23 protein-coding genes are annotated in these 20,146 nt (G+C 38.8%); 6 read left to right on the top strand and 17 right to left on the bottom strand.

The genetic code is table 11. From position 1 onward, the window contains the following. Positions 1-17: 17 nt before the first annotated feature. Together MUN88_RS11860 and MUN88_RS11855 are read right to left on the bottom strand one after the other, a co-directional pair. Positions 18-1,142, bottom strand: a complete 1,125-nt coding sequence (locus tag MUN88_RS11860) for a DUF445 domain-containing protein (RefSeq protein ID WP_244715270.1) — start codon at positions 1,140-1,142, stop codon at positions 18-20. An 18-nt stretch (positions 1,143-1,160) separates the two neighbouring features. Beyond that, entirely contained in the window at positions 1,161-1,829 is a 669-nt protein-coding gene (locus tag MUN88_RS11855; RefSeq protein WP_244715268.1) for a haloacid dehalogenase type II, read from the bottom strand. A 124-nt stretch (positions 1,830-1,953) separates the two neighbouring features. Here MUN88_RS11855 and MUN88_RS11850 point away from each other — a divergent pair, with 124 nt between their 5' ends. The 4 genes from MUN88_RS11850 (at position 1,954) to MUN88_RS11835 (ending at position 6,214) form a co-directional block, all read left to right on the top strand. Continuing rightward, positions 1,954-3,195: a YheC/YheD family protein gene (locus MUN88_RS11850; RefSeq protein ID WP_244715266.1), complete on the top strand. Its 1,242-nt coding sequence runs from the start codon at positions 1,954-1,956 to the stop codon at positions 3,193-3,195. A gap of 44 nt (positions 3,196-3,239) precedes the next feature. Then, positions 3,240-3,422: a hypothetical protein gene (locus tag MUN88_RS11845; RefSeq protein ID WP_244715264.1), complete on the top strand. Its 183-nt coding sequence runs from the start codon at positions 3,240-3,242 to the stop codon at positions 3,420-3,422. A gap of 416 nt (positions 3,423-3,838) precedes the next feature. Further along, positions 3,839-4,732, top strand: coding sequence for a PucR family transcriptional regulator (locus tag MUN88_RS11840; RefSeq protein ID WP_244715262.1), 894 nt, complete (start codon positions 3,839-3,841; stop codon positions 4,730-4,732). Positions 4,733-5,113: 381 nt separating this feature from the next. Further along, complete coding sequence (locus MUN88_RS11835) at positions 5,114-6,214, top strand: ABC transporter ATP-binding protein (RefSeq protein WP_244715260.1); 1,101 nt, start codon at positions 5,114-5,116, stop codon at positions 6,212-6,214. A 184-nt stretch (positions 6,215-6,398) separates the two neighbouring features. Here MUN88_RS11835 and MUN88_RS11830 read toward each other — a convergent pair whose 3' ends face one another. From MUN88_RS11830 to MUN88_RS11805, 6 genes are all read right to left on the bottom strand, one after another. Then, positions 6,399-6,653 carry a hypothetical protein gene (locus MUN88_RS11830; RefSeq protein ID WP_244715258.1) on the bottom strand — a complete coding sequence of 85 codons (255 nt, stop codon included), beginning with the start codon at positions 6,651-6,653 and terminating at the stop codon, positions 6,399-6,401. A gap of 98 nt (positions 6,654-6,751) precedes the next feature. After that, positions 6,752-6,952 carry an alpha/beta-type small acid-soluble spore protein gene (locus MUN88_RS11825; RefSeq protein WP_244715256.1) on the bottom strand — a complete coding sequence of 67 codons (201 nt, stop codon included), beginning with the start codon at positions 6,950-6,952 and terminating at the stop codon, positions 6,752-6,754. A gap of 95 nt (positions 6,953-7,047) precedes the next feature. Beyond that, complete coding sequence (gene fumC, locus MUN88_RS11820; protein ID WP_244715254.1) at positions 7,048-8,433, bottom strand: class II fumarate hydratase; 1,386 nt, start codon at positions 8,431-8,433, stop codon at positions 7,048-7,050. A gap of 123 nt (positions 8,434-8,556) precedes the next feature. Further along, positions 8,557-9,417, bottom strand: a complete 861-nt coding sequence (gene yabG / locus MUN88_RS11815) for a sporulation peptidase YabG (protein ID WP_244715252.1) — start codon at positions 9,415-9,417, stop codon at positions 8,557-8,559. Between the two features lie 145 nt (positions 9,418-9,562). Then, entirely contained in the window at positions 9,563-10,366 is an 804-nt protein-coding gene (locus MUN88_RS11810) for a M15 family metallopeptidase (RefSeq protein WP_244715250.1), read from the bottom strand. A gap of 126 nt (positions 10,367-10,492) precedes the next feature. Further along, positions 10,493-10,738 carry an IDEAL domain-containing protein gene (locus tag MUN88_RS11805; RefSeq protein WP_244715248.1) on the bottom strand — a complete coding sequence of 82 codons (246 nt, stop codon included), beginning with the start codon at positions 10,736-10,738 and terminating at the stop codon, positions 10,493-10,495. A gap of 222 nt (positions 10,739-10,960) precedes the next feature. On the opposite strand from MUN88_RS11805, the gene MUN88_RS11800 reads away from it, so the two are divergent. Further along, the gene (locus MUN88_RS11800) at positions 10,961-11,851 is read left to right on the top strand and encodes a cation diffusion facilitator family transporter (protein ID WP_244715246.1); all 891 of its coding nucleotides are present in this window, start codon (positions 10,961-10,963) and stop codon (positions 11,849-11,851) included. Between the two features lie 31 nt (positions 11,852-11,882). On the opposite strand, the gene MUN88_RS11795 is transcribed toward MUN88_RS11800, so the two are convergent. The 8 genes from MUN88_RS11795 to MUN88_RS11760 form a co-directional block, all read right to left on the bottom strand. After that, on the bottom strand, positions 11,883-12,428 hold the full coding sequence (locus tag MUN88_RS11795; protein WP_244715244.1) for a GNAT family N-acetyltransferase: 546 nt from the start codon (positions 12,426-12,428) through the stop codon (positions 11,883-11,885). A gap of 20 nt (positions 12,429-12,448) precedes the next feature. Next, complete coding sequence (locus MUN88_RS11790; protein WP_244715242.1) at positions 12,449-12,742, bottom strand: AzlD domain-containing protein; 294 nt, start codon at positions 12,740-12,742, stop codon at positions 12,449-12,451. Continuing rightward, positions 12,739-13,422 (bottom strand): AzlC family ABC transporter permease, encoded by a 684-nt coding sequence (locus MUN88_RS11785; RefSeq protein ID WP_244724485.1) that lies wholly within the window; start codon positions 13,420-13,422, stop codon positions 12,739-12,741. Before MUN88_RS11785 ends, MUN88_RS11790 begins: the two co-directional genes overlap by 4 nt. A gap of 49 nt (positions 13,423-13,471) precedes the next feature. Continuing rightward, a complete protein-coding gene (gene map, locus MUN88_RS11780) occupies positions 13,472-14,233 on the bottom strand; it encodes a type I methionyl aminopeptidase (protein WP_244715240.1) in 762 nt (253 codons plus the stop codon). A gap of 895 nt (positions 14,234-15,128) precedes the next feature. Further along, entirely contained in the window at positions 15,129-15,242 is a 114-nt protein-coding gene (locus MUN88_RS11775) for a YjcZ family sporulation protein (protein WP_244715238.1), read from the bottom strand. 85 nt (positions 15,243-15,327) lie between these two features. Next, entirely contained in the window at positions 15,328-16,083 is a 756-nt protein-coding gene (locus MUN88_RS11770; protein ID WP_244715236.1) for an SDR family NAD(P)-dependent oxidoreductase, read from the bottom strand. 12 nt (positions 16,084-16,095) lie between these two features. After that, a complete protein-coding gene (locus tag MUN88_RS11765) occupies positions 16,096-17,232 on the bottom strand; it encodes a trans-sulfuration enzyme family protein (RefSeq protein ID WP_244715234.1) in 1,137 nt (378 codons plus the stop codon). A 109-nt stretch (positions 17,233-17,341) separates the two neighbouring features. Next, entirely contained in the window at positions 17,342-18,184 is an 843-nt protein-coding gene (locus MUN88_RS11760; protein ID WP_244715232.1) for a DegV family protein, read from the bottom strand. 311 nt (positions 18,185-18,495) lie between these two features. Here MUN88_RS11760 and MUN88_RS11755 point away from each other — a divergent pair, with 311 nt between their 5' ends. Beyond that, complete coding sequence (locus MUN88_RS11755) at positions 18,496-18,807, top strand: alpha-helical endospore appendage domain-containing protein (protein WP_244715230.1); 312 nt, start codon at positions 18,496-18,498, stop codon at positions 18,805-18,807. Between the two features lie 174 nt (positions 18,808-18,981). Here the strand turns inward: MUN88_RS11755 and MUN88_RS11750 are convergent, their stop codons facing one another. Continuing rightward, on the bottom strand, positions 18,982-20,016 hold the full coding sequence (locus tag MUN88_RS11750) for an alpha-helical endospore appendage domain-containing protein (protein ID WP_244715228.1): 1,035 nt from the start codon (positions 20,014-20,016) through the stop codon (positions 18,982-18,984). Positions 20,017-20,146 lie beyond the last annotated feature (130 nt).

Genomic DNA, 20,146 nt, shown 5'->3' with positions numbered 1-20,146 from the left:
ACCACTATAACAGAGTTTTAAACCACGATAAAGAGAATGGCCTGAAATAACCCAATAAAACCACCTAGTAAGGCACCAAGATACGTGATTAATTTAAACTCCTTACGTGAAATAGATAGAATAATTTCCTCTAACCTTGACGTTGGGAACGATGTTACTTGCTGTTCGACCATTTTCTCAATGCCCAGTTGTGCTAGCATTGACGGAACGCTTTCTGCCAATTTCACAAAGAGCTGTTCCACAAGTACCGGTAACACCTTTTCTTTTATCTGATCCGAAAAAGGGGTGAGGTAAACCTGAACAGGATGATCCAGCCAATCATCGGCAGGTATATTGTCTATGATCATAGCTTTGATTAAATGCTGTGTATCGGCTTTTTTAAAAAATGGTTCAATGATTTGCAGTTCTTTATCTAACCATGCTTCCCACTCTTTTGATACAGCATGATTTAACCATTGCACTCCATCCTGTGATTGTAAGTATTCGGTCACTAGCCTCAGAATTTTGATGGCGAGTTCATCACTCGAAAACATCGACAATACCATATTCCCAAGAAACCCTTTGGATGCTGCATATTGCTTGATAATCGACTCCATCTTCTCTTGTGTCTCTTCTTTATTTAATAACTCAATCGCTTTGATTCGCAGTAATTGTGCTGCAGCATCTACGTCTTGCTCAGAAATGGCTGATTCAAGCCAATTTTTTAGCTGCAACTGTTTATTTTCCTGTAAAAACTGGTCTAACTGTTGAACTACCTTGTCCGCGATAGCTGTTTGTACCTGATGAGATTCCACAGGGAGTTTAAATCTTTCTGCCAACTGGTGTACAGAATGTTCCTTCTCCAAGAAAAGCTCCCATTCTTTTTCTAATTTACGTTGCACTTGTTGCTTTAGTGCAGGATCGGTTAATTTTAATTCGATGCTCTCTCTCGTCAGCAAATGCTTTACAACTAATTCACCAAGCTGTTTCGCTAATTGATCACGTCTTTTTGGGATAACCCCCGGGGTGAAAGGAACCTTCCACTTACCAATGTATTTTGCCTCGTATGGTCGAAACAGCATTTTAATAGCGATAGAATTTGTCAATCCACCGATAAATGCACCGATAACAACCATTACAACAATTGTTATGATTTCATCCAATCTGCTTTACCACCTTTCTCATTCTTCCCATTCAAGAATACCACGCAAATCATCATACTCGCCATGCGGAACCAGGTTTAATACTTCAGTCGGAGCCTGCCCACGGTTAATCCATGCGGTTTGAAAACCAAAATTTTTCGCTCCGGAAATATCCCAGCCATTCGATGACATAAACAACACTTCTTTTCGCTCCACACCTAGTACATTTAGTACATGCGTATAAGAAGCCGGGGTTGGTTTATATTGTTTGATATCATCCACACTTATAATTGCATCAAAATAGTTTAATAAACCGGATTTCTCAATTAAAGGCTCGAGCATATCTCTTGAACCATTTGAGAAAACAGCTAATTGCTTATCCTTCATTTTCTCTAATACATTCGTGACTTCTGGATAATACTTTAATGTTGTATAAGCATCCATCAGTTCTTGCAGCTGACTGTCATCGTAATCCAGATTGTAATACTGTAAAGCATAGATCAATGCGTCTTCAGTAACCTGTTTAAATGGCTGGTATTGCCCCATTAACTGTCGCAAAAACGAATATTCCAATTGCTTTCTACGCCAAAGAATACTTACTTCTTTTCCTTTTTGCCCAAAGATCTCATCGCATTTTGTTTCAACAGAATATACATCAAATAATGTCCCGTAAACATCGAAGACAAGTGCCTTAATCGTTGTGTTCATATGTTGTAAACCCTCCAAAAATAGTATTCCTTCCGAATAATACCCTTTTTCGCTTATGTATAGTACCGTTATTTACCGCATATAATGGATTAACTTTTGCAGATTGACGAAAGAAGGTGTCAACGTGCGTTCTTTATTTGAAATGAAGTCTTATCCGAATAATAAAAACCGCCTGATTGTGCCGAAACAGTACTATGCTTCCATTAAAGACTGCACCACTCTTCAACATGGTATGCAAAAAATTCCGTGTGACATCTTAAGTCATCAACGAAATGATAATACGATATATTTATCCTCTGCCATCATGGAACACTTTCATATCAAAAGAAATAGTAAAATGATGATCGATACAGATGAAGCGGAATTATTTCTGTATTATCAACTTGGTGTTTTGGTCCACCGGGCTCCGCAACAGCTTAACAATGAACGATTATTTCAGGAAATGGCACGAATCGGTCATACATTAGGGTTTGAGACGATTCTGTTCAGCTACCAGCAAGTCGCATCCACTTCTAATAGTTTGACCGGTTTCGTGTGGAAAAATCAATGGAAAGCAATGCACACAGAAATTCCACCCGTTATCTACAATCGCATTCCTAACCGTAAATTAGAAGCACATGTGATGGTCAAGCACGTCAAGCAGTACTTAACCACAACTTCTATTATATTTAATCCTGATTTTTTTCACAAATGGCAAGTATACGAAACGTTAATCAGTGATGATCGGGTCAACTATCTGTTACCTGATACCACTTTTCATCCATCTATTGAGACATTAGAACAAAAGCTTGAACAACATCCTGTTTACGTACAGGCGTATCAGGAGAATGCCTCCCAACCAGTTTATCTGGAAAAAATAACAGAGACAGAATTCTTTGTCTCGCGTAAGAATGAACAAACGACTTTTTCTGATTTGACCAAGCTATGCAAGCAATATTTTCGTGATGGACTCCCACGTTATGTTGTGCAAGATGCGGTTGATTTGCAACATCACCAGCAAAATCCTGCTTATCTACGTGCATATGTTCAACGAGATCGAACTTGGCAATTAACCCTTTTGTATGGCAAAGACACGCTTACCAACACGCTTATACCTGTTCATCATCTTATTAACAAAAACATGACACAAAAAATTAAGAAAATGGCAATTACAATAGCTAAAGTGTTAGAACACAAATTTAATGGAGAAATTGGCGAATTAGGATTTGATATCGGATTAGACAATGAACAAAGGCTTTGGTTGCTCGAAGTTCATGCGAAGCCTACCTGGTATGTGTTTGACCATCCAGCATTTGCGACAAAAGCACAATCTTATTTTACGGCATTATTCGGGTATGCTTTATCTGCCACACCACGCTCTGAATGAATTCCCTCTTTTGGACTATGCTATGAATAAAGGAGGAATCAACTATGACAAAGCCTAAATCCGATAAAGAAAAAGACCCTAGACAAGAATACGAACTTGACGTTGACAGGATGATTAATGAGGGAATGGCTGGCGGAACAACCTACTCGATCAATGGAAGAATACAGATTGAACAGTCGCGGAAATTACCGAAAGAAGATGAGCCCTTTCCTAGTGAATCAGATTAATGTCGATGACTTTGCTTGCTGTAAACTATAAAGATTTGCATTTCATAAACGCCTTTTCAATCAAAATGCACTAAACAAGAAGCTCTTATAACTGAATGAGGCCTTCATTCAAATAAATCAGGCTTAAATAGAGGCTTTCATGATTGAATGAAGCCTCTATTCAACAATTCATGTCGCTAAATGACTTTTATGGTTGAATGTGACCTCCATTCAATCAATTCCTCCTATTTAACAGAACTCTATGCCTGAAAGTGCCATCATTCTGTAAAAAAACAACCACACAAATCCCCCCAATATATCAGCAGTTGCTGTAGCATCGAACGATAACTCTCATTAATTTTTCCAAACTCGTTTTCATATGTAGTTCTCTCTTTGTTTGTTATAATAGAAGAAAATCGTATGAGAGAGGCTTTAACATGTTAGAACAATTACAGCAAATGTTTCCTAATCTTATTACCCATCATGACGAACCTACATTGAATACACTAACGTATAACTGGTATGTGACGCCTGATAACGACATTATCGGGTTGCCAAAAGCAGAATTAACGAAGCGCGAGCATGAACTATTGGATATCTTACTAAGTCCTTATAAAGCAAATCAACCTCCTACAACAGATCGTGAACAACAATGGATGGACATCTTGTTTCATCAGGAGATTCCTAAACAAATGATTGAAGAAAAGATGACAGCATTCCATTTTATTTATTTTTCCTTATCAGATGAATCAGTCGATCCCGAATCATTCCGAGAAGCGATAAATGGTTTATTTCCACGGCACACTTCGATTCTTTGGGAGAATAATCATGAAGGTGTCATCATTCAGGAGGACATTCCATCCAGTGATGATACCGTATCTTACTCTGAAATCATTGAAGTACTAACGACAGACTTTTATATTAATATTAAATTATTTATCGGTCCGACAATTCATGATATTCAATATGCTTTTGATTTATATCAGTGGATCAAAAAATGCTACCATCATACGAGCAGATATAATCATGGTGCACTTCATTATATAAAAGCGATTCCTTATCTTTATTCTATAAACATTTCAGAAAACGAACAAAAACTGATGACATATTCCATTTTACATAAAGTACGAGACGATGAAGAATTGTTAAAAACTGTACAAGTTTTTTTAGAATCCAATTCCAATACAACCCTTGCAGCCAAAAAAATGTACATGCATCGCAACAGTCTGCAATATCGCGTGGACAAATTCATCGAAAAAACAACGATCGATGTAAAGCAATTTGATGGTGCCATCGCAGTGTACTTATGCCTGTTGATGCGAAATAAGTAAGTCTTAGCAGTGTCGCAAACAGCGCGTTGTAATGCTTCACCGGAAGGAAAATATCCGTAGACTCCTGTTACCAGCACCATGTCATCTGGACTCACAGGGTTACGTCTCCGTCATCTATAAATGCTTCGTTGGCTAAAGCTAAGCAGTAGACTGAAAGCATGCACAAGCTCAATTATAGTTAAACACACTTTCATGAACACCTTCAATGCTGTTTTTAACGGTGTTTTATGCTTTCTTTTCTGATAAAGTAAACAAGCTTTTGTAACCGTGCACAAATGAAACCGCTTTTTTTGTGCACGGTTTCTATTTACGGATTTGTCTTTTATCTGTAAACTTATACCCATAGATAAAACGTTTTCAAAATTTAGGAGGGAATATATAATGGCAGAATTATCATTACGTAATATTGACAAAGTTTATAACAAAGATGAAGGTAAAGCAGTAGACAATTTCAACCTGGAAATTAAGGACAAAGAATTTATCGTATTCGTTGGTCCATCAGGTTGTGGTAAATCAACTACACTTCGTATGATCGCTGGTCTTGAAGAAATCTCTGGTGGAGAATTCTACATTGATGATAAATTAATGAATGAAGTAGCTCCTAAAGACCGCGATATCGCGATGGTATTCCAAAACTACGCGCTATATCCACACATGAACGTATATGATAACATGGCTTTCGGTCTTAAACTTCGTAAGTTCAAGAAAGATGAAATCGAACGTCGTGTAAAAGAAGCAGCTCGTATTCTAGGTCTTGAAGCATATTTAGATCGTAAACCAAAAGCACTTTCCGGTGGTCAGCGTCAGCGTGTTGCCTTAGGACGTGCAATCGTTCGTGATGCGAAAGTATTCTTGATGGATGAGCCTTTATCCAACCTTGATGCAAAACTTCGTGTGCAGATGCGTGCGGAAATCCAAAAATTACACCACCGTCTGCAAACAACAACTATTTACGTTACACACGATCAAACAGAAGCAATGACAATGGCAACTCGTCTTGTTGTACTAAAAGACGGTATTATCCAACAAGTTGGTGCTCCTAAAGAAGTATACGATAAGCCAAACAATATTTTCGTTGGTGGTTTCATCGGTTCACCTGCAATGAACTTCTTCAACGGTACATTAGAAGACGGTCAAATTGATCTTGGTGAAACAAAAGTTGAAGTACCAGAAGGTAAAATGAAAATACTTCGTGACCAAGGTTATGTAGGTAAAGAACTCGTATTAGGTGTTCGTCCGGAGGATATTCATGATGAACCGGTATTCTTAGATGCGAATCCTGGTAAGAAAATTACTGCTACAATCGATGTTTCTGAATTAATGGGTTCTGAGTCTTATCTGTATTCTTCATTAAACGGTCAAGAGTTCGTGGCTCGTGTTGATTCTCGTACTGATATTAACGGTGGGGAAAAAATCGATCTTGCTTTCGATATGCACAAATCACACTTCTTTGATAAAGATTCTGAAGCACGTATTAAGTAATTATATTGATAAAGCGTATAGTTCATGGAACTATGCGCTTTTTTATACGGTAGGAAGTATAAAATTTTAGCAATGAAGATGCACGACGCAGTGAAAATTTAGAATGTACCAAGTATAAGAAAAACTTCGGCACTCGCTAATAGACGAGGCGAATGCCGAGTTTTTCTAATGTGGGATTTATTGATTAATGAAAAGTTTGTTCCTTTACCATAATCTCTTCCATATGATTACAAGCGGAGCATACTCCTATATGGACACATTGATGTTCTCCATATGAATTCGGTACACCGTCCACCATCTGTGCGTCCTCTATTTCCATATACGGTGAATAGTCACCATAATAATCAACTATTTTCCCACCATCTAACATATTTGCACCACAAACTGCACAATCATATGACATTCTCTCTAACCCATTACAGAGATAGCAAATGTACATTTTCATCCTCCGAAGAGATATTTTTGAGATCATTACTATTACAGATACAAAAGGGAGACACTTTCAGCAAAGCGCCTCCCCAACTTGTTTCTTTACTATTATTTTGGTGTTCCACCGAATTGTTGTTCTGCCATTGTTACTAAACGTTTAGTGATTTCACCACCAACAGAACCGTTAGCACGAGCAGTTGTATCTGCACCTAAACTTACGCCAAATTCTTGAGCAATCTCATATTTCATTTGGTCTAGTGCTTGCTCTACGCCAGGAACAACTAGTTGATTTGATTGGTTAGTTGCCATCGTTGATCACCTCCTGTACACAATATTGTGGACAAAAAAGTGATCTATATGCTTATAATTTCTTAGTAATTTTTAGTAATCAATCCAATGGCTGCTTACTTCGGATAAGTCATTTCTTCTGGATTAATCCATTCATCAAATTGCTGCTCTGTTAACAGCTCTAATTCTACTGCTGCTTCTTTTAACGTCGTATTATCAGCAAAAGCTTTCTTCGCAATTTTCGCAGCATTTTCATATCCGATATGTGGATTTAGGGCTGTTACTAACATTAAGGAATCATTTAAATTCTTTTCAATTTGTTCATGGTTTGGCTCTAATCCTATGACACAACGATCATTAAAAGATAGCATACTATCCGCTAAAAGTTGGGCAGATTGCAAGAAATTATAGGCGATCACAGGTTTAAAAACATTTAATTCAAAGTTACCTTGACTAGCAGCAAAACCTATCGCTGCGTCATTTCCCATCACCTGTGTTGCTACCATCGTAATTGCTTCACTCTGCGTTGGATTCACCTTTCCTGGCATAATCGAGCTTCCTGGCTCATTAGCAGGGATATTAATTTCACCAATACCACAACGTGGACCACTAGCTAACCAACGAACATCATTAGCAATTTTCATTAAATCAGCTGCAAGTCCTTTTAACGCACCATGTGCATAAACCAATTCATCATGGCTTGTCAGTGCATGAAATTTATTCGGTGCTGATACAAATGATTTACCAGTATATTCACTGATTTGAACCGTTACACGCTCAGAAAATTCCGGATGTGCATTAAGTCCTGTTCCAACTGCGGTTCCACCAATAGCTAATTCTTTCACATAAGGAATACTATCCTTTAGCATGGCTTCTGTTTTTTCTAACATACGGTGCCATCCACTAATTTCTTGACCTAGTGTTAATGGTGTCGCATCTTGCAAGTGTGTACGGCCGATCTTTACGATATCGTCAAACGCTTCCATCTTCTCTTTTAATGTTTCTTTAAGTGTCGCTAAAGATGGTAATACGACTTCTTCGACTTTTCTGACAGCTGCAATATGTAAAGCGGTTGGATATGTGTCATTCGAGCTTTGTGATTTATTGACATCATCATTCGGGTGAAGAGTAACATCACTATTCTGTGCTTCCAACCATTCATTTCCAACAAAAGCGATCACTTCATTAACGTTCATGTTAGATTGTGTACCACTTCCGGTTTGCCATACAACTAATGGAAAATGATCATATAACTCACCAGCTAAAATACGATCAGCAGCGTGCTTAATCGCATCCGCTTTCACTTTTTCCATTAATCCCAGCTCACTGTTAACGATGGCAGCACTTCTCTTTAAAATAGCAAAGCCTTCAATAATTTCTTTCGGCATTGTCTCATTACCGATTGGAAAATTTTCTTTGCTTCGTTGCGTCTGTGCCCCCCAATATTTATCACTTGCTACTTTTATTTCTCCGATTGTATCTCGTTCAATACGGAAATCCATTCTTATTCCCCCTTAAGTTCCATTATGTCAAATTGATTGGTAATTCCTTTCTATTGTATCAAAAAACGTGACTGATTCGCATCGATAACCATCGATTTCGCCATAAAAAATAGAGACAAAATTTTAATTTGTCTCTACATAAGGCAAGCCGGTTCGATACAAACCTTTTGTTTCCATTCCGCCCAATCCTTTTTCACCAGTAAATGTATTTTTGAGCACTTCATAAACATTCACTTTCTCCATAAAAGGGGTATACGCTACCTTCGCCACAATATATACTGGATCTAATGCATGTATGTTGACACGATCAGGCGAACTTGCAAAGTTGGCACCCGCGCGTATTAATGATTCAAAATGTGATTGGCAGGCACCGGCAAAGATAATCAGTTGATCTAAGTTCGGTGCCCATGCTCTCGCCTGGCGTACTGCTTCCACAAAATAACGCGTATTACGGTAAGCACCGATATCTTTCTTGCTGCCTTTTGATTCTGAATAGGCATCATGACCAGTGATGACAAGAATTTCGGGCTGGACTTTCTTAATTAATTTTTCCATTTCAATTGGCAGTTCATTTTCGGGAATATACATGCCATGAACCTGTAATCCAAGTCTCTGGTACAATTCAATACACTTCTTTAAATATAATCGGTCCCCGTCTATATGCAACACTTTAACAGGCAATTGAAACCGTTGAACATTGCGCGGCTCTTCTTTCTTATGTTCTACGTCTTTTTTTTCCTTCATCAGTTGATAGTCTTGACGAAAAAGGCGATAGGAATATTCTTCCTGTTCTTTAATCTCTTCCTGTCTTTTTCGAATATCTTCTTCGGGTAATACACGGACATCGTCAACCGGCGCGTCCGCTTCCAGCCGTAAATCCTCACCATGTAATAAAACTTTTTCGCCATTTATATTTTTAATTCGAAATACAATATCGTGATCATGAGAATATCTAGTTACAAGCATTCCTGTCATCAGTTTCACCAAATCACCCCATTTAGCCATTACTACTAATAGGCTATGTGACAACAGCCGTTTTGGTGATTGACAAAGTAGCTTCCTGCATAATGACTATGATGTGCACTATCATTTACCAAATATAAAAAACCAAGAAGCGTTAACTTCTTGGTTAAGGTAGTAAGCCGAAATATTCTTCTAGTGTGGATTGGGCCTCGTAAATTTCTGAAGCTATGTCTTTTCCCACATAACGCAAATGCCACGGTTCATAACTGTAGCCTGTTATGTCTTCTTTACCTTCTGGATAACGGATGATAAAGCCGTGTTCATGTGCATGATCCTCCAGCCATTGTCCCTCATCTGTCTCGATAAAGCTTTGTTCTAAAACGGATACTAATGCTGCTGAGGCAACATCCATAGCTAAGCCTGTTTGATGCTCACTTGTACCTGGTTTTGCAGAAAATTTATCGGCATGTTCCTGGCCATTGGCTGCAACATTATTTTCGTAAATTACTTTTTGACGCTGGTAAGAACGATAGCCTGAAACTGCGACCAATTCCAGTCCTTCCTGTTTGGCAGCTGCGAATAATGATTCTAATGCACCGGCAGCTTCCTGACGTATTAAGCGCTTCGGATCTCCTTCTGGTGCATAATACGACACATCTGCCTCCACTAAATCTGGAGGTTCATACCCATCCGGTAATTTCCGTTGTTTATTAACTACGATGGAAACACTTGCCGGATTTTCGACCACTTCTAATGCTTCTTTCTTATCTGCTTCAGTGTCTTCTTCTGAAGAGGTTTCATTTTCTTGATCAGGTTCTTCCTCTTCCCCCATTAATGAGACAGGTTCACTTTTGTGCTCTGTGTTAATATTCGACTTGTCCGTATTCTCTGCTGAGTACTGCTTTTGCTGGCATCCACTGACAACTGTGACAAGCGTAATCAGCAATAGTAAAATAATGTATTTTCTCATTCATAATTACCCTTTCTGTTTAAAAAACACTTACTCTACTATAACATATCTTCATTTTATTTCTATATAGATACAGAGAACTTTGACATTAAAACTCCCCGTCGCATAAACAACGGGGACTTATCACTAAGATTCCCATATATAGCTGCTGTAAGTCTTACTCAATTCTTCAAAAGCTTCTTTATTGTGATCGTCAATGGATTGATTTATCTTTTCTTCTAAGCGTGCCTTATTCCAACTAAAACAAAGATCGTCTAATACTAACTGAGATGCCAACTGAATTTCGAAAGGTATTTCTCGCTTTGCTTTAAGTACCTGTTTCTGATTCATGCTAAACACTTTCAATTGATAACTTACCTTATGTTTCTTCATGGAGCACGCCTCCCTTTCTATACTCTATTTAAATAACATTTTATGATGAAATGTTAAGAATGTTAATAGGTTATTTAACATTTTCCCTATAAATGGGTAAAATAAACCTGTCCATTCTCATTTTAAGTAACTTTTTTTCATTTAGGGGGACACTTATAGGTAGACGATATCCACTTCCATTTGATAAAGTATTCATACAAGCAGTAGCAACGGAGGAAAATTATGGACCCATATTTAAAATATAAAGAAGGAGAAAAAGGGGCATGGCTTAGCATCATTACCTATTTCCTTCTCGCAATCAGTAAATTAGTGGTTGCTTCCATTGGTGATTCTTCCGCATTACGAGCTGACGGTTTAAATAATGCAACGGATGTTATCGCATCTGTTGCTGTTCTGGTCGGATTAAAAATTTCTCGAAAGCCACCTGATGATGATCACCATTACGGGCATTTCCGAGCGGAGATGATCGCATCGCTAATCGCTTCTTTTATCATGATTACCATCGGCTTGCAAGTATTAATCGATACTGTACGAAGTATTATTGCACAAGATTTTTCACAACCAGATATGTTAACGGCCTGGACAGCACTAGGTGCCGCCATCGTGATGCTGTTCGTTTATCGATATAATTTACGATTAGGGAAAAAAATTAACAGTTCCGCCTTACAAGCCGCAGCCCAAGATAATAAATCGGATGCACTTGTCAGTATCGGTGCCTTTGTCGGTATCATCGGTGCACAGTTCCATCTCTATTGGCTCGATCCCCTAGCCGGTGCCATTGTAGGATTAATTATTTGTAAAACCGCTTGGGATATTTTTAGAGAAGCAACACACACCTTAACAGACGGATTCCATCCAAATGAATTACACGAAATTAAAGAAAGCATCGATACCCATCCAGACGTGATGGATATTAAAGATGTAAAAGGTCGTCTGCACGGAAATCAGGCATTGATCGAAGCAACTATTTACGTTGATCCAACGATGACCGTGGAGCAAAGTCATGAAATAACCGACCATATCGAAGAAGAATTAAAAGAAAAACACGACGTGCCTCATGCACACATTCATATTGAACCATATGAAAACGATGATAAGAAAAACGGAACATAAAGCCTGAAGACAAAAGACAGTAGTGAGTTCACTACTGTCTTTGTTTCATCATTAATGCAGCTATTAAGCTGTCCAGACTGTTAAAACCATAGGCGGTTTCTTGGTACGTCCCTTGTCCGATAGTTGTTTGTTCTTGTTCAATCCGTTGTGCGCCAAGCTGCAGATAAAATTGGTGGGTTGGATTTTTCGTTAGCACCCAAACTAATAAAGAACGATAACCTAATTCCTTCATTTCCTCTGTAAACGCTGTCAATAATTGTTTTCCCAGTCCTTTTCTTTGGTGTGTTGGTAATAAATATATCGCATAGATTTCACCATCATAACCAAATCGATCTGTTCGTTCCTTACCACCTGATATAAATCCGACGATGGATCCATTTTCTTCTATCACCGTAACTGGTTGCTGTTTTCGAGGTAATTTTAACACCGTCTCCCATAAGATTTGACGATGCTCTATCGTTGTATTGGATATATCCTGTTCATCTAATAATTCGTGATAGGTAGCCTTCCAACTTTGTACATGAACTTCTGCTATTGCTTTCGCATCTTCTGGTCGTGCTTTTCTAATCTGATACATGGACAACACCCTAACATTTATTATATGGTAAAAAGATATACAGTAATAATCGCAATGGCTACTACTCCGATCACATGAATTCGGAACCAGGCTAATATCATTGCAACAACTCCGGCAATGACGCCTACATACGGCCTCTCTGGAATAACTGTCATAATACCAGGAAAAATCAAGGCCCCTAACGCAGCATATGGTATCGCTTTCAGCCATTTATTCATCCATAAAGGAAACTGGATGAAATCAACAATATACACTGGAATAACCCTTGGTAAAACGGTAACGACAGCCATTCCAATAATAATGAACCAAATCATATTTCCTCTTCCTCCAGTACGAAGATGCCAACAAAAGCACCCAATATCGTACCTGCCACAATTCCCCATCCTTGTCCGATCAACGGATTAAGCAGGTAATTGACCAACATTGCCGTTATACAAATGATGGCAATCCGTTTATATTTTCGCACAGATGGTACCAATAGGCCAATAAACATAGCGTAAAGTGCTATACCCATACTTTGTGTTAACTGTTCTGGAACAACATCTCCCAAAACACCACCTAAAAAAGAACCAAACACCCATGATCCATAAGAAGTAATTATAATCGTACCGTAAAATAGATGACAATAGGATTGCTCTGCTTTATGTTTATAAATAGAGGAGACGGAGAATGTTTCGTCTGTCAACCCTATTGACAGTGCCCCTTTCCACTTTAAAGGAATATGTTGCAGCTGGTGGACAAACGATAGCGCCATGACAAAATGACGCAAGTTCAGGACAAAGGTAGCAATTATAATCTCTGCCGCACTAACTCCTATCCCAATCATACCAGCTGCCATAAATTGAGCAGCTCCAGCAAATACGAGAAGGCTCATGCCCGTTAATTCTACTAGCGAAATCCCTGCTTGCCTTGCTAAAACCCCAAACGCAATCGCAATTGGCAGATAGCCTATCACAATTGGGAAACCAGCAATCAAGCCATCTCGAATTTGCATGGTAATCTGATTTTTCTTTTCTAAACTGCATCTGTTTGTAACCAATTTGTTAGTCTTCCAAATGATCCTGATCTGTTAAGATAATCGGACCTTCTTGGGAAATCACTAACGTATGTTCAAATTGGGCAGAACGTCCCCCATCAATCGTCCGAGCCGTCCAATTGTTATCATCCATTTTACTTTGCCAGGCACCTTCATTGATCATCGGTTCTATCGTAATCACCATGCCCTCTTTCAAGCGAGGGCCTTTACCAGCTAACCCGAAATGGGGAATTTGTGGATCCTCATGAATGGTTGGTCCAATTCCATGCCCTGTAAATTCTCGTACAACCGAAAAACCTTCCGCTTCTGCATATTGCTGAATGGCGTGGCCAATATCACCGATACGATTTCCGGGCATCGCTTGTTCAATCCCTTTATATAATGAAGTTTTAGTAACTTCTAATAATTTTGCAGTCTTTTCGTCTGGCTCTCCTACTACATATGTCCAGGCACTGTCTGCCAGTCCACCATTTAAATTAACGACCATATCAATCGTAACCAGGTCACCTTTTACCAGTTTTTCATCTCGTGGAAAACCGTGACAGATTTCATCATTAACTGAAGCGCATGTTGCAAATTGATAACCATTATATCCTTTTTGTTCTGGTGTTGCACCGTTCTCTGCCAAATAGTTCTCGACAAATGCATCAATCTCTTTCGTTGTCAAACCTGGAACAATTCGTTTGGCAATCTCCTTATGGCAACGAGCAAGTAACTTACCTGCTTCGTGCATCATTTCTATTTCGCGTTTGCTTTTTCGTGTAATCATGTAAAACTTCCTTTCTCAAACCAATTACAAAATTTCTTCACTTTAAAGTTTATCATATTTTACAAAAAAGATGTGCAACAATTAACTGATATAAAGGTTTAAATAATCAAGGCTAATATGTAACGAAAAGCTCTAATCTTGCATCGGGGAAAATCACGGTTCTAACTAGGATAAGTAATAAACAACTACCTATAATATGGATTATGTCAACTAGCTGCGTAGTGTTTATTTTGAAAATATTCATGTGCTGGGATACCGCTCCGGCCAATCACTTCGCGTCCTGCGGGGCACGGCTGAAGCTAACTTTGTAAAGAAGACCGCTTTACAAAGTGGATCTTCAGCACCTGCCTGTCCCGCGGGAGTCTACGTGGTTGGCCTACGCTAAGGAGAGGGCTCTACAACTTTGGGAATTGCTAGCATATTGAGTGCACCATAAATATCAGTTTTTGAATAACATAATGCTTAGAACCACTACTTTTTGCTGTTCCATGCGTTGTAGCACTTCCCTTAAGCGTAGGAAATATGCGGAGACTCCCGTGGAATCAGCGCGAGCTGAAGATCCACTTGGTAAAGAAAAGAATTTTTTTACTAAGTTAGCTGAAGCCGTGCCCACAGGACGCGGAGCATATTTCCGGAGCTTTGCTAAGCAGAGAAAATCTATCAAAATGATCATTCTGTAATACAGCCTTTGTTTACATAATCCATATTATAGGAACTCAACTTCATCTTCTTTAACGCAGGGCGATGCAGGAAGTCGCCTGGTTTATGGGCGCCAGCGTGGACTTGGTTGTTCCTGTCAGAAAGTGGGCGATACCTTAAAATTTTTTACTTTCTGTACCCATAAAAACGAAAAACTGACAAAGGACGTATCCTTTGTCAGTTTTTTAAGTTTGATTTAGTAACCGTAACCGCCGTATCCCCATGAAGCACCGATGATGATCAATAAAATAAACAGTACGACGATTAGCGCAAAACCTGAACCGTAACCTCCACATTGTTGTGCACCCATCTTTATCCCTCCCTTAATTCTTACACTTATAACGTATGTAAGAGGAGGGCATTTGGTCAATCATTTATCAAAATTGGGTGTTAACCTAACGAAAAATATCTTTCACACTATAGTACTCGCCATTCTTAATACGCTCTGGCGCTACTAATTTTTCAACTAATACACTTGCCACTGTATCTGTATCTCGTAAATTATGATTTTTTTTGTAATCTTTAAATTGTTCAACATCCTTAAACTGTGTTCGATCTGAGCTGCGAATTTCACCTTGCATATCCGTATCCATGATGCTTGGATCAAACAAGAAGACTTTATGGTCTGTTCCTAATTCCGCTTGCTCAAGCGCTACTGTTTCAGTAAATCGATCCAGCCCTGCCTTCGTACTGCAGTATGCATTCCATCCATATACGGAGCGCTGTGCTGCACCTGATGTCACGTTTGCCATAACCAGAGATATGCCAGATTCACGCCAAGCATCGAGCCAGAGATTAGTTATAATCATAGGCGCTAGTAAATTTACATGAACATGATCGGCTAAATGTTGCATTTCCTGTTTTCCCGCTTGTTCAATAGGCTGAACGAGCGCCGCATTTTGGACTAGCAGTAATTCATCTAGCTGTTTTTGTTTTAAAAAAGCAATAATGTTTTGAAACGTTGATTCTGTTGCAGGCAAATCAGCCAGATTCACTTGATAATGTGTATAACTGCCTGGAAGCTCTGCTGTTGCCAGTTCTTGATTTTCATGTCGTGCCAGTCCGATCACATGATAAGTTGCTTCCATTAATTGTTTCGCAACCGATGCACCTAAACCTTTCGATGTTCCTGTTATAACGGCATATTTCATCGTATACTCACCTCATTTTCTTGCAATATCTAAAGCTTGTTTCAATGCTTGGATAATATCCTCTGCTTCTTCAATTCCCACAGAAATTCGAATTAAACCTTTCGTTATTCCCAATTCTTTTTGTGATTCAGGTGGTAAACTTCTATGTGACGTAGCTAATGGATAAGATACAGACGTTTCCACACCTGCTAGTGTTGCCACAATTTTGATCCAGCCCAATGATTCGAGAAATTGCTCTACATTGGCGCTTTCGGTGATATCGATCGATACAATTGCACCGTTTCCTTTTTCAGAGATGAATTCAGGATAATACACTTTATCTACAGCTGGATGATCAGTCAATGCTTCCGCAACCAGTTTCGCATTATGTACGTGGCGCTCCATACGGACTGCCAGTGTCTTTAGTCCTCTTACAGTTAGCCATGCTTCAAAAGGACTTAAATTACTGCCAAGATTGACACACTTAGTATTGGCTGCTGCAATTAAATCCGTATCACCAACGAGTACACCTGCCGTAATATCGCTATGTCCGCCAATATACTTGGTTGCACTGTGTACCACAAGATTTACACCTTCCGTATAAGGACGAACAATGTACGGAGTAGCGAAGGTATTGTCTACCATCGTTTTCAGGTTATGTTTCTTTGCGATGTCAACAACTTTATTTAAATCCTCTACCCGTAATAACGGATTCGTTAACGACTCTGTATATAATAAAACCGTATTATCTTGAATAAACGGCTCAATGTCTTCTTCAAAAGAAACAAAACTTACTTCGATTCCAAAGGATGTTAGCTCATTTGCCAATAATTCATATGTGCCGCCATATAAATCATTGGAAGCCACCACATGCTCTCCTGGTTTTACTGCTGCCAGCACACCTACCATAATTGCGGAGAGTCCTGATGATGTTGCTAATCCGCTCGGTGCTTCTTCTAAGTCAGCCACAGCCTGTCCTAACTCATTGGTGTTCGGGTTACCAACTCGTGTATATAAATAATTACGTTCCCCTTCAAAAAAATGTTCAATATCTGCTAAATTTTCAAATGTAAAAGCGGATGTTTGATGAATTGGAGTGACCTTTGCTGGTATTCCTCCATCCCGCTTCATTGTTACGTGTACAGATTTTGTATTAAATTGATGTCCCATTCTAATCTTCTCTTCCTTTCTGTCTATCTATATATACTTTAACGTAAGGCATCATCATTTTAAAGAAAAAAGTCAGAAAATTGCCTAAGAACAATTTTCTGACTTCGGATTAGTCTCTAAGATAAGAGAAACATAACGTACCGTGTCCCGAGTGTACACCAGCTACTGGTACAAGTGTTTGAATCTTTACCTTGACCGCCTGATGTTTCTTTTGAATTTCTTCTTTCCACTCCAAAGCAGTATCTAAAACACCTGCATGCTGGATACACAGTTCTTTCAGCTGATATTTATCCATTGCCTCATCCAGGAAATGAAACATTTTTTGTTTAGCACGCTTTTTGATTCTTACTTTGTCTTTCACGACCACTTTTCCGTCGTCAAATCCTAGGATGACGTGAATATTTAACAATGAAGCAAAAAGCGATTGTGCTCTACTTACCCTGCCGCTTCTGCGTAATTGTTCAAAGTTTTGCGGCATGAGATACATTTGGGCACGTTCAGGAAAAGTACGAAGCTGCTTTATCACTTCATTTATTCCCATTCCATCTTGCACCATTTGAAGGCCGCGTTCAATCATTCTTCCTAATGCATAATCGCCGATCTTGGAGTCAATAACTTCAACTGGAAACCCAACCATTTCTGAAGCTGATGCGGAACTTTGATACGTACCTGTCAACTGACTCGATGCATGAAGTGCAATTCCAAAATCATATTCTGTTTTTAATTTTTCATACAATGTAACAAAATCACCATATGCCGGCTGACTTGTTTTTGCATTGTCGCCATGTTGTTTCATTAACGCATAAAATTCATCTTTCGTTATATCGACATCTTCTTTGTATGTTTTTCCATCAATAATTACATTCAAAGGAACAATATATATGTGATTCTTTTCCGCGAATTCCTTTGATAGTCCACATGAGCTGTCTGTAATCCAAGCAATCTTCTTCACGTGTAACGCCCCATTTCTAGCAACAAGTGCCTCTTTCGTCTATAGTGCTCATTTTAACGGAATTACAGAAGGAAGTAAAATGTTTTCGACAACATATTTTCTAGTCTGTTTTTAAATACCAATTCGCTCTATTCCTTTCCAGAAACACAATGCTTAAGCTGATTAAAAAAGTCCAATCCATTACAAATCATTTTGTTCTAGTTTGGGTTACTTCATCAAAATTTTTTTCTTTATAAAATTCAAAGTCAAATTCTAAATAAATTCATACTATAAATTGTGTTGAAAATACTGAACAGAAAGGAAGATGGTATATGTCACAATCCAACATACCAAATATTACTCCAGATATTACGATTGATCGTGCAGATGTCATTAATCTATTACTAGCTTCGATTGCTTTAGAAGAATTAGGTCTTGCTCATATTCTTAATGCGGAAGGCGAAAAACTCCAATATGTACTTGGAACATTACCTGGTGTAACCCCACCATTAGCAACAATAAGTGATGTGCTTAATATGAACAATAGCGTTAATGATACTATTAAGACATTAACCAAAAAAGAATGGATTCTAGAGAATAAATTAGAGAATATACTAGATTTATTAGATTCAGAAAACGATTAACTTGTTCTCTATTTACTAATCATCAAATATATTGTAAAAAAAACTAGAAACATTATATTTGATCGTCTAAAAAGCTTCCTATCTTATCCTAGGGTGGGAAGCTTTTTATTTATTCAATTATACCAGTTTTATAATAATAGAGCCGACTACTCTGTATAGCCGGCTTTAGAAATATTAAGCTAATCGATGAACTGACCAGACAATTCCTTCACCTGTGCCACCTAAATCTAATGACACAGTTAATCCGTCTGCGTTATAGAACAATCCAAGCGTATCGCCTGCGTTTAGTTCAACGTCTCCCGTTAAAGTAACAGTACCATTACCTAAAATTGCCCTTAATGTTAAGACTAACGCTACGTTAACATTTAAAACTGGGAACAATCCGGTAATTAAATCTGTTGCCGTATTGATTCGTTGAATGCTGAATGATGGATCTACACCTGCACCAAGGCTTACAGATAGTGCTGCAGCAGTTTCATAATTAATTGTAGCAGAAAGTGAGTATCTACCAGTTGCCGGAACCGTGTAAATACCTGTAACAGGATCAAAGTTCGGATCTGTATAATAAGGTGAAGTCACTGTCCAATCATCAATTTGGGTTGATGCTGCAACGGATAAAGGACTAGCAAATGCAGAGAATCCTTGGTCCGTAACAATTTCTCCTGTTGGACCGGTTGGGCCAGTCGGGCCGGTCGCTCCTGCTGGACCTGTTGGACCTGTTGCCCCTGCTGGACCGGTTGGACCCGCTGGACCGGTTGGGCCTGCTGGACCTGCTGGACCTGCTGGACCGGTTGGGCCTGCTGGACCGGTTGGGCCTGCTGGACCTGCTGGACCCGCTGGACCGGTTGGGCCGGTTGGGCCAGTCGGTCCTCCTGCTGGTCCGGTTGGGCCAGTTGGACCGGTTGGACCAACCGAAATAGGCGTTGATAGAATATTGTCTAATTTACTATCTAATAAGAATTCTTTCTTCGTTATGGCACCAAGAGTATCACGAACACTCTCATTCATTGCTAGCAAATCGCTAATGGTTGCTGTTGAAGTAACACCTGGTAAAGTTCCAAGTGCATATTGCAACTTTTCTCCTTCAGCATTAATAATATGACTTAAACCTAGTTCTTCAAAAGCGATAGAAGAAAGTAATAAATTAATCGCATCATCTCGCGTCAGTGTTATTTCTGGTGTAATATTTGGAATATTAGATTGAGACATTTATAAACCCCTTTCTATATTAGAATACATAATACTTTATGCATGTTATCAATTGTTGCTTGTTCATATGCGGATTTATAAAAACATCGTCTAAACTAATGAAATCGTTTAATTCTATGTATACCCAATA

This window comes from Gracilibacillus caseinilyticus (genome assembly GCF_022919115.1).
Taxonomy (GTDB): domain Bacteria; phylum Bacillota; class Bacilli; order Bacillales; family Amphibacillaceae; genus Gracilibacillus; species Gracilibacillus caseinilyticus.
This window is presented reverse-complemented; position numbering and strand designations above follow the sequence as displayed.

Bases quoted from the DNA above. Each gene is read 5' to 3' on its own strand.
- MUN88_RS11855 (WP_244715268.1), bottom strand. From the start codon at position 1,829: ATGAACACAACGATTAAGGCACTTGTCTTCGATGTTTACGGGACATTA.
- MUN88_RS11845 (WP_244715264.1), top strand. From the start codon at position 3,240: ATGACAAAGCCTAAATCCGATAAAGAAAAAGACCCTAGACAAGAATAC.
- MUN88_RS11840 (WP_244715262.1), top strand. From the start codon at position 3,839: ATGTTAGAACAATTACAGCAAATGTTTCCTAATCTTATTACCCATCAT.
- MUN88_RS11835 (WP_244715260.1), top strand. From the start codon at position 5,114: ATGGCAGAATTATCATTACGTAATATTGACAAAGTTTATAACAAAGAT.
- MUN88_RS11830 (WP_244715258.1), bottom strand. From the start codon at position 6,653: ATGTACATTTGCTATCTCTGTAATGGGTTAGAGAGAATGTCATATGAT.
- MUN88_RS11825 (WP_244715256.1), bottom strand. From the start codon at position 6,952: ATGGCAACTAACCAATCAAATCAACTAGTTGTTCCTGGCGTAGAGCAA.
- fumC (WP_244715254.1), bottom strand. From the start codon at position 8,433: ATGGATTTCCGTATTGAACGAGATACAATCGGAGAAATAAAAGTAGCA.
- MUN88_RS11810 (WP_244715250.1), bottom strand. From the start codon at position 10,366: ATGAGAAAATACATTATTTTACTATTGCTGATTACGCTTGTCACAGTT.
- MUN88_RS11805 (WP_244715248.1), bottom strand. From the start codon at position 10,738: ATGAAGAAACATAAGGTAAGTTATCAATTGAAAGTGTTTAGCATGAAT.
- MUN88_RS11800 (WP_244715246.1), top strand. From the start codon at position 10,961: ATGGACCCATATTTAAAATATAAAGAAGGAGAAAAAGGGGCATGGCTT.
- MUN88_RS11795 (WP_244715244.1), bottom strand. From the start codon at position 12,428: ATGTATCAGATTAGAAAAGCACGACCAGAAGATGCGAAAGCAATAGCA.
- MUN88_RS11790 (WP_244715242.1), bottom strand. From the start codon at position 12,742: ATGATTTGGTTCATTATTATTGGAATGGCTGTCGTTACCGTTTTACCA.
- MUN88_RS11785 (WP_244724485.1), bottom strand. From the start codon at position 13,422: ATGCAAATTCGAGATGGCTTGATTGCTGGTTTCCCAATTGTGATAGGC.
- map (WP_244715240.1), bottom strand. From the start codon at position 14,233: ATGATTACACGAAAAAGCAAACGCGAAATAGAAATGATGCACGAAGCA.
- MUN88_RS11775 (WP_244715238.1), bottom strand. From the start codon at position 15,242: ATGGGTGCACAACAATGTGGAGGTTACGGTTCAGGTTTTGCGCTAATC.
- MUN88_RS11770 (WP_244715236.1), bottom strand. From the start codon at position 16,083: ATGAAATATGCCGTTATAACAGGAACATCGAAAGGTTTAGGTGCATCG.
- MUN88_RS11765 (WP_244715234.1), bottom strand. From the start codon at position 17,232: ATGGGACATCAATTTAATACAAAATCTGTACACGTAACAATGAAGCGG.
- MUN88_RS11755 (WP_244715230.1), top strand. From the start codon at position 18,496: ATGTCACAATCCAACATACCAAATATTACTCCAGATATTACGATTGAT.
- MUN88_RS11750 (WP_244715228.1), bottom strand. From the start codon at position 20,016: ATGTCTCAATCTAATATTCCAAATATTACACCAGAAATAACACTGACG.